Annotated in this window: 11 protein-coding genes; 2 read left to right on the forward strand and 9 right to left on the reverse strand. The window is 65.4% G+C overall.

Going from position 1 to position 12,269, the window contains the following annotated elements:
- Positions 1-13 precede the first annotated feature (13 nt).
- The 6 genes from ACQCSY_RS04925 to ACQCSY_RS04950 form a co-directional block, all read right to left on the reverse strand.
- Positions 14-925, reverse strand: coding sequence for a sugar phosphate isomerase/epimerase family protein (locus tag ACQCSY_RS04925; RefSeq protein ID WP_427133671.1), 912 nt, complete (start codon positions 923-925; stop codon positions 14-16).
- Positions 926-1,016: 91 nt separating this feature from the next.
- Positions 1,017-2,528 (reverse strand): CoA-acylating methylmalonate-semialdehyde dehydrogenase, encoded by a 1,512-nt coding sequence (locus ACQCSY_RS04930; RefSeq protein ID WP_427133673.1) that lies wholly within the window; start codon positions 2,526-2,528, stop codon positions 1,017-1,019.
- Between the two features lie 34 nt (positions 2,529-2,562).
- Positions 2,563-4,512 (reverse strand): 3D-(3,5/4)-trihydroxycyclohexane-1,2-dione acylhydrolase (decyclizing), encoded by a 1,950-nt coding sequence (iolD, locus tag ACQCSY_RS04935; RefSeq protein WP_427133675.1) that lies wholly within the window; start codon positions 4,510-4,512, stop codon positions 2,563-2,565.
- Positions 4,513-4,516: 4 nt separating this feature from the next.
- A complete protein-coding gene (locus tag ACQCSY_RS04940; RefSeq protein WP_427135685.1) occupies positions 4,517-5,455 on the reverse strand; it encodes a Cgl0159 family (beta/alpha)8-fold protein in 939 nt (312 codons plus the stop codon).
- A gap of 38 nt (positions 5,456-5,493) precedes the next feature.
- Positions 5,494-6,507: a 5-dehydro-2-deoxygluconokinase gene (iolC, locus tag ACQCSY_RS04945; protein ID WP_427133677.1), complete on the reverse strand. Its 1,014-nt coding sequence runs from the start codon at positions 6,505-6,507 to the stop codon at positions 5,494-5,496.
- A 218-nt stretch (positions 6,508-6,725) separates the two neighbouring features.
- Complete coding sequence (locus ACQCSY_RS04950; protein ID WP_427133679.1) at positions 6,726-7,130, reverse strand: tautomerase family protein; 405 nt, start codon at positions 7,128-7,130, stop codon at positions 6,726-6,728.
- A gap of 195 nt (positions 7,131-7,325) precedes the next feature.
- Here ACQCSY_RS04950 and ACQCSY_RS04955 point away from each other — a divergent pair, with 195 nt between their 5' ends.
- Positions 7,326-7,688: an ArsR/SmtB family transcription factor gene (locus ACQCSY_RS04955; protein WP_427133681.1), complete on the forward strand. Its 363-nt coding sequence runs from the start codon at positions 7,326-7,328 to the stop codon at positions 7,686-7,688.
- Positions 7,685-8,167: an SRPBCC family protein gene (locus ACQCSY_RS04960; protein ID WP_427133683.1), complete on the forward strand. Its 483-nt coding sequence runs from the start codon at positions 7,685-7,687 to the stop codon at positions 8,165-8,167. Before ACQCSY_RS04955 ends, ACQCSY_RS04960 begins: the two co-directional genes overlap by 4 nt.
- A 189-nt stretch (positions 8,168-8,356) precedes the next feature.
- On the opposite strand, the gene sucD is transcribed toward ACQCSY_RS04960, so the two are convergent.
- The 3 genes from sucD to ACQCSY_RS04975 form a co-directional block, all read right to left on the reverse strand.
- Positions 8,357-9,259 (reverse strand): succinate--CoA ligase subunit alpha, encoded by a 903-nt coding sequence (gene sucD / locus ACQCSY_RS04965; RefSeq protein ID WP_427133685.1) that lies wholly within the window; start codon positions 9,257-9,259, stop codon positions 8,357-8,359.
- Positions 9,260-9,270: 11 nt separating this feature from the next.
- Positions 9,271-10,440, reverse strand: coding sequence for an ADP-forming succinate--CoA ligase subunit beta (gene sucC / locus ACQCSY_RS04970; RefSeq protein ID WP_427133687.1), 1,170 nt, complete (start codon positions 10,438-10,440; stop codon positions 9,271-9,273).
- A gap of 361 nt (positions 10,441-10,801) precedes the next feature.
- On the reverse strand, positions 10,802-12,112 hold the full coding sequence (locus tag ACQCSY_RS04975) for a glycosyltransferase (RefSeq protein WP_427133689.1): 1,311 nt from the start codon (positions 12,110-12,112) through the stop codon (positions 10,802-10,804).
- Positions 12,113-12,269 lie beyond the last annotated feature (157 nt).

Below are 12,269 nucleotides of genomic sequence, written 5' to 3' on the forward strand. Positions count from 1 at the left end.
TGGTTGGCCGTGCTTAGCTGACGGCGGTGCGGGAACCGCAGGAGAGCAGGTAGTTGCGGGTGCGCTTGGCGATCGGCATGGGGACGTCGAAGGCCACGGGGTACATGTCCTGTTCCACGATGCCGAAGACGGGCCTGTTCAGCGCCTCGACGGCCTCGATGACGGCGCGGAGGTCCGGCAGCCCGCCGGGCGGCTCGGTCATCACGCCGGCCAGGTTGGCCGCCGCCCACGTCATGTTTTTCTCGTTGACGGTCTTGAGGATGGCCGGGTTGATCTGCTTGAGGTGCAGGTAGCCGATGCGCTCAGGGTATTTGTGGATGAGGTCCAGGCTGGACGCACCGCAGTATTCCGCGTGCCCGGTGTCCAGGCAAAGGTTCAGCAGTTCCGGGTCCGTCTCGGCCAGGAGGTGCTCGATGTCCGCCTGGGCGCCCACATGGGAATCGGCGTGGGAGTGGAACTGCTGCTTCAGGCCGAAGTCCTCCAGGAGCGTCTTGCCCATCCTGTTGTGGCCGGCAAAGAGATCGTTCCACTGCTGCTGGTCGAGCTCGCCGCTTTCCACGGCCTCACCGGTGACGTCGTCGCGCCACATGGCCGGGATGACCACGATGTGCTCGCCGCCCATGGCGGCCGTCAGCTCGGCTACCTTGCGGGCCGGCTCCCAGGCCTCCTCGTATTGCCCTGCGCCGCGGTGGAAGGCGGTGAAGACGGTGCCGGCGGTGACCTTGAGGTCGCGCTGCTTGAGTTCCTCGGCCAGGCGTGCGGGGTCGGTGGGGAGATAGCCGTAGGGGCCAAGCTCGATCCACTTGTAGCCGGATTCGGCCACTTCATCGAGGAAGCGTTCCCACGGGGTCTGCTGGGAGTCATCGGCGAACCAGACGCCCCAGGAGTCCGGCGCAGTGCCGATGATCAGCTTGTTCTCTGTCATGTGAATTCCTTTGCGTCGACTGCTCCGCAGGTGCCCTTATGGACGCTCAAAACGGCGCCTACGGAGCAATCGATCGTGTTGGTGGGAGAGGCTAGTTGGACGGGAAGTTGTAGGAGGCGCCGGATGCGTGGGTCGGCTCCGGCCAGCGGGAGGTGACTACCTTGCCGCGGGTGTAGAAGGAGACGCCTTCCGGTCCGTAGATGTGCTTGTCGCCGAACATCGAGGCCTTCCAGCCGCCGAAGGAGTGGTAGGCCACCGGCACGGGCAGGGGCACGTTGATGCCGATCATGCCGACGGTGACGGAGCGCTGGAATTTGCGGGCGTTGGCGCCGGAGGAGGTGAAGATCGCGGTGCCGTTGCCGTAGGGGTTGGAGTTGATCAGGGCGATGCCTGCATCGAGGTCGTCCACCCGGACCACCACGAGGACGGGTCCGAAGATCTCCTCGGTGTAGGCGGTCATCTCCGCCTTGACGTGGTCCAGGACGGTGGGGCCCACCCAGAAGCCTTCCTCGTGGCCCGGGACCACCAGGTCGCGGCCGTCCACCACCATGACGGCACCGGCCTGCTCGGCTTCGGTGACGATCCGGATAATGCGGTCCTTGGAGGCCGGGGTGATGACCGGTCCCATTTCGGCATCGGGCTCGGTGCCGTTGCTTACCTTGACGGCCAGGGCACGCTCCTCGACCTTCTTGACCAGGAGGTCTGCGGCGTCGCCGACGGCGACAGCAACGGAGATGGCCATGCAGCGTTCGCCGGCGGAACCGAAGGCGGCGGCGGCGAGGTGGTCGGCGGCGTTGTCAAGATCGGCGTCGGGCATGATGATCGCGTGGTTCTTCGCCCCGCCCAGTGCCTGGACGCGCTTGCCGTGGGCCGTCGCGGTCTCGTGGACGTACTGGGCGATCGGGGTGGAGCCGACGAAGGAAATGCCGTCCACGTCCGGGTGGGTCAGCAAGCCTTCAACGGTTTCCTTGCCGCCGTGCAGGACCTGGAACACGCCGTCGGGCAGGCCGGCCTGCTTCCACAGCTTGGCCAGCAGCATCGAGGCGGAGGGATCGCGTTCGGAGGGCTTCAGGATGAAGGCGTTGCCGGTGGCGATGGCCATCGGGGCCATCCACAGCGGGACCATGACCGGGAAGTTGAACGGCGTGATGCCGGCGACGACGCCGAGCGGTTCGCGGAAGGAGAAGACGTCGATCCCGGTGGAGACCTGGTCCGAGTAGTCGCCCTTGAGCAGCTGCGGGATGCCGCAGGCGAACTCGATCACCTCAAGGCCGCGGCCGATCTCGCCCTTGGCGTCGGAAAGCACCTTGCCGTGCTCGGCCGTGATCAGCTCGGCGAGCTCGTCGACGTGCGCTGCCACGAGCTCCCGGAACTTGAAGAGGACGCCGGTGCGCTTGGCCAGGGAGATATCGCCCCAGCTGACGGCAGCCGCCTTGGCAGCCGCAACGGCAGCGTCCAGATCAGCCCTGCTGGCCAGCCGCAGCTCTGCGGAAACGGCGCCGGTGGCGGGGTTGTAGACGGGCTGGGTGCGGTCGCCTTCGCCGGCAGTCTCGGCGCCGTTGATGAAGTGGTGGATGGTCTTGGTGGTGGTCGTCGTCGACATAATAGTGGACTTCCTTGGTCTGTTACTGAACGGGTCAGCCCAGCAGCTTGCGCTGGCGGTTCTTGTGGTCGGTGTAGGTCTTGAAGGCCTGCTGGGTGGAGTCGAGCTCCGAGACCTGGGAGACCGGAACGTCCCACCAGGACTCGGAGCCGGGGGCATCCAGCAGCGGGTCGGATTCGACATGGATGAGGATCGGGCCGCCCCTTTCGGGCGCCGCCTTGGCGTCGCGGATGGCCTGCTCGAGCTCGGCGATGACCTTCTCCCCCGGTTCGATCCGGATCACCTTCACGCCGAGGCTTTCGGCGTTGAGGGCCAGGTCCACGGGGAGCCGCTCGCCTTCGTCGAAGCTGTGGTGTTCCTCGTCCAGCGCGCGGTACTGGGTGCCGAAACGCTGGGAACCGAGGGACTCGGAGAGCGAGCCGATAGAGGCGTAGCCGTGGTTCTGGATCAGGACGACGATCAGCTTGATCCGCTCGGCGACGGCGGTGACGAGTTCGGTGTGCATCATCAGGTACGAGCCGTCCCCCACCATGACGACGACGTCGCGCTGCTCGCCGCCCGCTGCGGCTTCCGCAAGTGCGGCGCGCTTCACGCCGAGGCCGCCCGGGATCTCGTAGCCCATGCAGGAGTAGGCATATTCCACGTGGTAGCCGAAGGGGTCACGGACGCGCCACATCTTGTGCAGGTCCCCGGGGAGGGACCCTGCGGCGCAGATGACGACATCCTGGGTGTCCATGGCCCGGTTTGTGGCGCCGATGATCTCGTTCTGGGCCGGCAGCGGCGTGAACCGGGTATCGAAGGCTTCATCCACCGTAGCGTTCCAGCGGGTCTTCTCCGCCGCGATCGCCTGTTCCAGGTCCGCCCCGACGCGGTAGCCGCCGAGCGCCTGGTTCAGCTTGACCAGGGCCTTGCGGGCGTCCGCGACGATCGGCAGCGCGGTGCCGTGCTTGTATGCGTCGATGGGGGCGACGTTGATGTTGATGAACTTCACGTCAGGGTTCTGGAACGCCGTCCGGGACGCGGTGGTGAAGTCCTCGTAGCGCGTGCCGATGCCGATGATGAGGTCCGCACCGGCGGCGATGGCGTTGGCCGCCGTCGTGCCGGTGGAGCCGATGGCGCCGAGGGAGAGCGGGTGGTCCCATGGGAGGACCCCGACGCCGGCCTGCGTGTTACCTACCGGGATGCCGGTCAGCTCCACGAACCTGGCCAGTTCATCGTTAGCGTAGGCGTAGAGGACGCCGCCGCCGGCGATGATCAGCGGCCGCTTTGCGGCGCGGATGGCGTCGGCGGCGCGGCGGATGTCGTCGTCGTCGGCGTCGGGGCGGCGGATCCGCCATTCGCGTTCGGCGAGGAATTCCTCGGGGACGTCGAACGCCTCGGCCTGGACGTCCTGGGGCAGCGAGATGGTGACGGCGCCGGTTTCGGCCGGATCCGTCAAGACGCGCAGCCCGTGGTGGAAGGCGGAGAACAGCTGCTCCGGGCGGGAGACCCGGTCGAAGAAGCGGGACAGCGGCCGGAAGGCGTCGTTGACGGTGACGTCGTACGCGTCGGGGCGTTCCAGCTGCTGCAGCACGGGGTCGGCCGCGCGGGTGGCGAAGGTATCGCTGGGCAGTAGCAGCACGGGAAGCCGGTTGGTGGTGGCCAGTGCCGCTCCCGTGAGCAGGTTGGTGGAACCCGGGCCGATCGAGGTGCTGATCGCGAACGTCTGGCGGCGGCGGGTGTGGCGTGCGTAGCCCACGGCCTGGTGCACCTGGGCCTGTTCGTTGCGGCCCTGGTAGTACGGCATGATCGTGGGGTCTGCGGCCTGGTACTGCTTCAGGGCCTGGCCGACGCCGGCAACATTGCCGTGGCCGAAGATGCCGAAGGTGCCCGGGATCAGCCGTTCGCGGTAGTCCTGGCCGCCGATCGAATCGACGGTGTACTGCTTGGACAGGTATTCGACCACGGCCTGGGCGACTGTCATTCTGCGTGTTGCTGATGACATGGGGCTACTCCGATGCTTCTGCGATGCGGGTGGTTTCGGTGCGGCTGCCTGCGGTGCGGCTCAGGAGGGAGGCTGCGGTTGCCACTGCGCCGGCGACGTCGCCGTCCTGCGGGTACAACAGCGTCCGGCCCACGGTCAGGCCCTGGACGCCGGGAAGAGCCAATGCAGCTTCCCAGCCGGCGAAAACCTCATCCGGGCTGCTGTCCGGGTCCCCGCCAAGCAGCACGGTGGGCAGGGTGGTGGCCGCCATGACGCGCTCCATGTCGGCCACGACCGGCACCTTCATCCAGGTGTAGGCGCTTGTGGAGCCGAGCCCCTCAGCGATGGCAATGGACTTGATCACGGCGTTGGCCGAGAGGTCGTTGCGGACCTTGCCGTTCTCGCGGACGGACAGGAAGGGCTCCACCATAGCGATCAGCTTGCGTTCGGCCAGCGAATCGATGGCCTTGGCCGTGGCCTCGAGGGTGGCAACGGTGTCCGGGTCGCCGAGGCAGATCCGGGTCAGCATCTTGCCGCCGTCGGCGCCGAGGGCAACGAGTGCGGCGGCCGTGTGCCCGGTGAAGCGGTCATCGAACTCATTGACCAGACCGGAGAGCCCGCCGCGGTTCATCGAACCGAAAACCAGCTTCCCGTCGAGCGCACCCAGCAGGAGCAGATCGTCCATGATGTCCGGGGAGGCCAGGACGCCATCAACGAGCGGATTGGCCAGCGCAATCTGGAGACGGTCCAACAGCTGGCGGCGGTCCGCCATGGCCACGGGATCGTTCCCCACGGCGAGGGCGCCGCGCGCCGGGTGGTCGGCGGCCACAATGAAGTTCTGCTGGCCGTACTTGAGGCCGGGATGGCGGCGGCGGGCCTTCGCCGCGCGGGCGATGGCATCCGGATCCTCCAGGCGGATCGTGCTGAGGTGCGCGTAGCGGCGGGGGTCGTCATCCGCCGTGATGGTTGACGGCGTCGTTGCTGAGGAAACGGAATCGCGAGTCACAGTGCTGCTCCTTCGGGGGCGTGCTGACCGGGGAGGAACTGGCCAGGCGCGAGGCGGCCCCGCTCGGCCAGCAACGAGGTGACTTCCTCCGGCGTCGGCATGGCGTCCGCGCAGGACAAGCGGGACGCCACGATGGCGCCGGCCGCGTTGGCGAAATCGAGGATCTCGGCCAGCGGCCAGCCGGACAGCAGTCCGTGGCAGAAGGCTCCGCCGAAGGAGTCGCCCGCCCCCAGTCCGTTGACGGTTTCCACCGGGACGGGTGCGGACACGACTCGTTCGGTGCGGGTCTTGGCCATCACGCCCTCGGGGCCGAGCTTGACGACGGCGATTTCCACACCGGCGGCAAGGAGCCTGTCTGCCTGCTCGTCGGGGGTGCCTTCGCCGACAGCAACGGCACACTCTTTGTCATTGCCGATCGCGACCGTGACCTGCGGGAGGATCTTGGCGACCTGGGTGCGGGCTTCTTCTTCGGAGGCCCAGAACATCGGGCGGTAGTCGAGGTCCAGGATGGTGTACTGACCCTGCTTCAGGCCGGTGCGCGGCCGGGCCTCATGGGCTTTCAGATGCGCCTCGCGGCTCGGCTCCTGACAGAGTCCGGTCACGGTGGACCAGAAGATTCCGGCGTCCCGGATGGCGCCGAGGTCCAGTTCTTCGGCCTTGATCTGCAGATCCGGTGCGGTGGGGAACCGGTAGAAGTAGAGCGGGAAATCTTCCGGCGGCTTGATGGCGCAGAAGGTGACGGGAGTGGGCCATTCCTTGACGGCGGTGACGAAAGAGTCGTCCACGTTGAACTTGCGCAGTTCGCGGTGCAAGTACCTGCCGAAGGCGTCGTCACCGGTGCGGGTGATCACCCCGGTGCGGCGTCCATGCCGGGCAGCGGCGACAGCCACATTGGACGGGGATCCACCAAGGTACTTTCCGAAGGACGTGACATCCTCCAGATCCACCCCGATGTCGTTCGGGTAGATATCAACGCTGATGCGCCCGATCGTGAGCAGTTCGTGGGTCACGGTGATCGTGGACCTTTCTCATGTGAACTCTGTACCTCTACACAGCTGGAGCTCCGTTGATTGGCGGTCCCGCGTGAGCCGGACCACATCCACTACTTTGCCCTAGAATTCATGTCCTGTCAAAGGTTTGTACTGACATATTTACAACTTGCCACGGTGCGACCAAAGGGCGCCTGAATGGGACCGGCGCCGGGTGTTCCGGAAGGTGAAGCCGGGCGCTATTTCCCGGGAACGGCGAGCTCGCCGGTGACGTACTGGGCCCGGCCGAACCCGAAGGACCAGTCCCCGGCGGTGTTCTCGAGGTAGCCGATGAACACGTCCTCACCGGCAATCCCGAGGTCGGCCAGCCTCCCGGCAATGGCGGCGAACAAGGACTGTTTGGCCTCCTGGCTGCGGCCGCCCTGCGTGAAGATCTGGATCATCACCACGTCGGGCGTGCGCTCGAAGCCGAGGCCGGCATCCTGGGCGAAAATCTGCCCCTGCGGATGCTCGGTCAGTACGTGGAAGTAGTCCCGTTCCGGGATGCCATATTGGGCCAGGATGGCGTCATGGATACCTTGGCTGAGCGCGCGGAGCTGTTCAGGGCTGCGGCCCTGGTTGACGTCGATTCGTACGAGGGGCATTTGCTACTCCTTCGATAGTTTGTCCTGACATACTAACAAACTTAATTTGGGCAGCACAAGGGGCACGGGCATTGCGCAGGCGCGGCGTCAGGCGTAGCGTTAACAACCAAGAGATTGATAAACGTTTTGATTGACTAGTGCTGATTGATCACTTCTGATTGACTGCTGGAGCTTCATAAGGAGGTGCCCGACCACATGGATTCCAGCGACGACGAGCAGCTCGACGCGGCCTTCCTGGCCCTTGCCGATCCCGTCCGTCGCCGCATCATCTCCCGGCTCAGCCGGGGCCCTGCAACTGTCAACGAACTGGCGGAACCTTTCGCGATCACCAAGCAGGCGGTCTCGAAACACATCCAGGTCCTCGAGCAGGCACAGCTTGTCACCCGCACGCGTGACGCGCAGCGCCGGCCCGTCCACCTGAACCCCGCACGGCTGGAGGCGCTCACCGCATGGATCGACCAGTACCGGCTGGTCCGCGAGGGGCAGTTCCGCAGCCTCGACGCCGTGCTCCAAACCCGCGCCGCGGCGAGCGGCAATCAGGAAAAGGACGCATCATGAGCAACGCACTGAAACTCACGGTCCCTGAGGGGCTGCCCTTCATCGACTTTGAGCGGGAATTCGATTTTCCCGTCGCCGAGGTTTTCCGGGCCCACAAGGAGCCCGAACTGATCGCGCAGTGGCTCGGCCCGCGGCGCATGACCATGAGCATCGACCACTACGACTTCAAGACCGGCGGCAGCTACCGGTACCAGCACACTGGGCCGGACGGGATCCCGTACGCCTTCAACGGCGTTTTCCACACGGTCCGCGAGAACGACTTCGCCATCCAGACCTTCGAATTCGACGGCTACCCGGACGTCGTAAGCATCGAGTTCATGACCTTCGAAGACCTCGGCGCCGGGCGCTGCCGGCTGCGCGGGCATGGGGTCTATCCCAGCATGGAGGCGCGCGACGGGATGGCGCAGTCCGGCATGGAGGGCGGCATGTCGGAAGGCTACGAACGGCTCGAGGAGCTCCTCAGCGGAGCAAAGGTCTAAAGAAGGTCCAACGGCCGGTATTCGGCCGCGGAGAAATACAGCACGACGGCGGCCGGCCGCCTCCGCGGGGAAGGCGCCCGGCCGCCGTCGTACTTAAACCAGCAACGCGGGGTCACCTCGAGCCCATCCCACCGAGTGGAATGGGCCGTGTGTGACCCCGCGTTGTTTTGGTGCTGTGCTGCTTCGGGCCTAGAGGGCTGCGAAGACTTCGCGCAGGAGCTTGGCGGTCTCGGAGGGCGTCTTGCCGACCTTGACGCCGGCAGCCTCGAGGGCTTCCTTCTTGGCCTGTGCGGTGCCCGCCGAACCGGAGACGATGGCGCCTGCGTGGCCCATGGTCTTGCCCTCCGGAGCGGTGAAGCCTGCCACGTAGCCGACAACCGGCTTGGTGACGTTGGCCTTGATGTAGTCGGCTGCACGCTCTTCGGCGTCGCCGCCGATTTCGCCGATCATGACGATCGCCTTCGTCTCCGGGTCAGCCTCGAAGGCCGCCAGGGCGTCGATGTGGGTGGTGCCGATGACCGGGTCGCCGCCGATGCCGATGGCGGTGGAGAAGCCGAGGTCGCGCAGTTCATACATCATCTGGTAGGTCAGGGTGCCCGACTTGGAGACAAGGCCGATAGGGCCCTTGCCCGTGATGTTCGCCGGGGTGATGCCGACGAGGGCCTCGCCCGGGGTGATGATGCCGGGGCAGTTCGGTCCGATGATGCGGGTGACCTGCTTGCCGTCGGCGTCGACCTTGGACTGCGCCAGTGCCCAGAACTCGGCAGAGTCCTGAACCGGCACGCCTTCGGTGATGACGACGACCAGGCCGATGCCGGCCTCGATGGCTTCGACGACGGCGTCCTTCGTGAAGGCCGGCGGCACGAAGACGATGGAAACGTCAGCGCCGGTCTCGGCCATGGCTTCCTTGACGGTGCCGAAAACGGTGATTTCGTTGTCGCCGTGCAGGACCGTGGTGCCGGCCTTGCGCGCGTTGACGCCGCCAACGATGTTGGTGCCCGCCTTCAGCATGAGGGCGGTGTGCTTGGTGCCTTCGCCGCCGGTGATGCCCTGGACGATGACCTTGGAGTCTTTGTTCAGATAAATAGACATAGCTGGTCCCTTTACTTCGCTGCGTTGGCGAGCTCGGCAGCCTTGTCGGCGCCCTCGTCCATGGTGGCGGCCAGGGTAACCAGCGGGTGGTTGGCCTCGGCCAGGATGCGGCGGCCTTCCTCAACGTTGTTGCCGTCGAGGCGGACTACCAGCGGCTTGTTCGCGGAGTGGCCCAGTTCGGCCAATGCGCCAACGATGCCCTTGGCCACGGCGTCACAGGCGGTGATGCCGCCGAAGACGTTGACGAAGACGGACTTGACCTGCGGGTCGCCCAGAATGACGTCGAGGCCGGCAGCCATGACCTCGGCGGACGCTCCACCGCCGATGTCCAGGAAGTTGGCGGGCTTGACGTTGCCGTGGTTTTCACCGGCGTAGGCAACGACGTCCAGGGTGGACATGACCAGGCCGGCGCCATTGCCGATGATCCCGACTTCGCCGTCCAGCTTGACGTAGTTGAGGTCCTGCGCCTTGGCCTTGGCCTCGAGCGGGTCAGCGGCGTCCTTGTCTTCAAGGGTCGCGTGCTTGGGGTGGCGGAAGTCCGCGTTCTCGTCGAGGGAGACCTTGCCGTCAAGGGCAACGATGTCACCGGCGCCGGTCTTGACCAGCGGGTTGACCTCCACCAGGGTGGCGTCTTCCTTCTTGAAAACGTCCCAGAGCTTCAGGATGACGGCGGCGACCTTGCCGCGCAGTTCCTCGGCGAAGCCGGCGGCGGCGACGATTTGGTCGGCCTTGGCCTGGTCGATGCCGACGGCCGGATCGATCGCGATCTTGGCCAGGGCTTCGGGGCGCTCGACGGCGAGCTGCTCGATTTCCATGCCGCCTTCAACCGAGCACATGGCCAGGTAGTTGCGGTTGGCCCGGTCCAGCAGGACGGAGAAGTAGTATTCCTCGGCGATATCCGCACCCTGGGCAATCATCACCGTGTTGACGGTGTGGCCCTTGATGTCCATGCCGAGGATGTTGGTGGAGTGTTCAAACGCCTCGTCAGCGGTCTTCGCGACCTTGACACCGCCGGCCTTGCCGCGGCCTCCGGCCTTGACCTGCGCCTTTACGACAGTAACGCCGCCGATTTTCTCGGCAGCTGCCTTTGCTTCTTCAGGGGTGTGCGCCACGATGCCAGCAAGCACGGGTACACCGTGCGCCTCGAACATATCGCGCGCCTGATATTCAAACAGGTCCACGGTTTAGTGTCCTTCTACGTCGAAGTAGTTTCTGTACAGCCGGACCCCACGTTCTCGCGGTTACCGGGCTGCGGAATAAACGCACCCTGCGACAAGCTTGGAAACGAGCCACACGGCGCAATGCTCCTTCCGGAACTCTAGTCCTTCCTTTGGACCAGCCCGTCCCAGAGTACCCGTTATGTGAGTAAGGACACTATTCTATTGAGCGTAGAAAAACCGCTAGATTACGGGCTTTTTGGGGCCTCGCCGGCGTCGCGGAGGTCGCTTTGCCGCCGTCGGAAATTAGTTCGTAACGGTCCCGCGACACCAAAAACTCCACGCCGGCGGGCACGTCGCCGCAGGCCACGCCGTCGTCGCACGTTCACCCAGCGCTGGTGCCCGCGGTTTCCGCCGCCCGGACGGCGCCTTCGATGACTTCAACGGCGGCGCCCGCGCTGTCCTCGGCTTCAAACTGCTCGCGCATGGCCTGTGCGCGGGCCTTCCAGGCAGGATCCGAGAAGACCTTCTGCACGGCGGCGGCTAGGGCTTCGGCGCTGGGCGACTCGGTCCTCAGGTTGATGCCAACGCCCGCGTATTCAACCCGCGCGTTCACGTCGCTCTTGCCCTCATTGATTCCCGCAGCAATAACCGGCACACCGTGTGACAGGCTCAGGAGCACTCCGCCAAAACCGCCGTTGGTGATAAACACGTCCGTGGAGGCGAACGCCTTGTCAAAGTCGACGAAGTCTTCTACCACCACGTTGGGCAGGAGGTAGCGCTGCCTCAGTTCCCGGGTTCCGACCCCTCCCGTGGCCACAATTACAAGGGCGTCCATATCCTTTAGCGCCTCGATGGCCGGAACAATGAGCTTGCCGTGGTCCTTGTTGTCCACGGTCCCCTGGGTGACCACCACGGTGCGGGAATTTTGCCGCGGACGTTCCGCGGAGAAAGCGTCCGGTACCGCTTTCGCGCGGTAGGGAAGCAGGGCGCCGACGTACCGCACCTTGGGATTGGCGATCCGGCGGGGGAAGTCCAGCGACGCGCTCCCTGTCTGAATCACGGCGTCCGACCACCTGTAAGTTTCATCGGTGATTGGTCCGCGCCTTGACGTGCGGAGGCCGTAGTGTTCCAGGTGCTTTGTGTAGCTGACGCGGGCGGGTTTAAGGACCAGCTGTTCCGATACCAGCCGGGCACCGGCATGGAGCAGTTTCTGGGGCAGCGTCCGGGCCGGCAAAAAGCCGAAGAACATCGGCGGGACCAAGGGGTCGCTTTCCATGTTGCCGATCGCAAAGAAACTGACGACCGGTTTGCGCAGGATGGTCGAAACCAGCCTCTGGACCAACATTGAGCCGTCCACGACAATGGCGTCGAACGGAAACTGGTCATGGATGTCCCGGATGTCTTCGAAGAAACTGCTCGTGTTGCTGGCAAAGAGCCGTTCGAGGTCAAAGCGTATGGCTGCGGGGCCCTTCAGCCGGACCCTCTCCGGATAAAGTTCGCCGAGGTTGTCGGCGGTGTGCTCAATGGCCCGGTCAAACGGAAAATGCCGGATGCCCAGCCCCTGGAGCTTCCTGCCGAACACCCCACCCGTGTACCAGGCCACCTCATGCCCGGCATCGGCCAGGCGCACGGCAATGCCCGTCATCGGGTTGAAGTGGCCCGCAATGGCCTGGCTCGCCAGCAGAATCTTCACGCGGGTGCTCCTTCGATGGAGGTGCGGCAGGAGGATGGCGGCCGCGACGCTTCTGACACGACTGTATGCGTCCCGACCCGCAGCCACAACGTCTGCCGCCACCGGGTTTTTCCTGTTCCAGGCACGCGCTGCGGCCGCCCGCCGGGCTGGAACAGGC

It is taken from the genome of Pseudarthrobacter sp. S9, from assembly GCF_050156545.1.
Classification (GTDB): Bacteria; Actinomycetota; Actinomycetes; order Actinomycetales; family Micrococcaceae; genus Arthrobacter.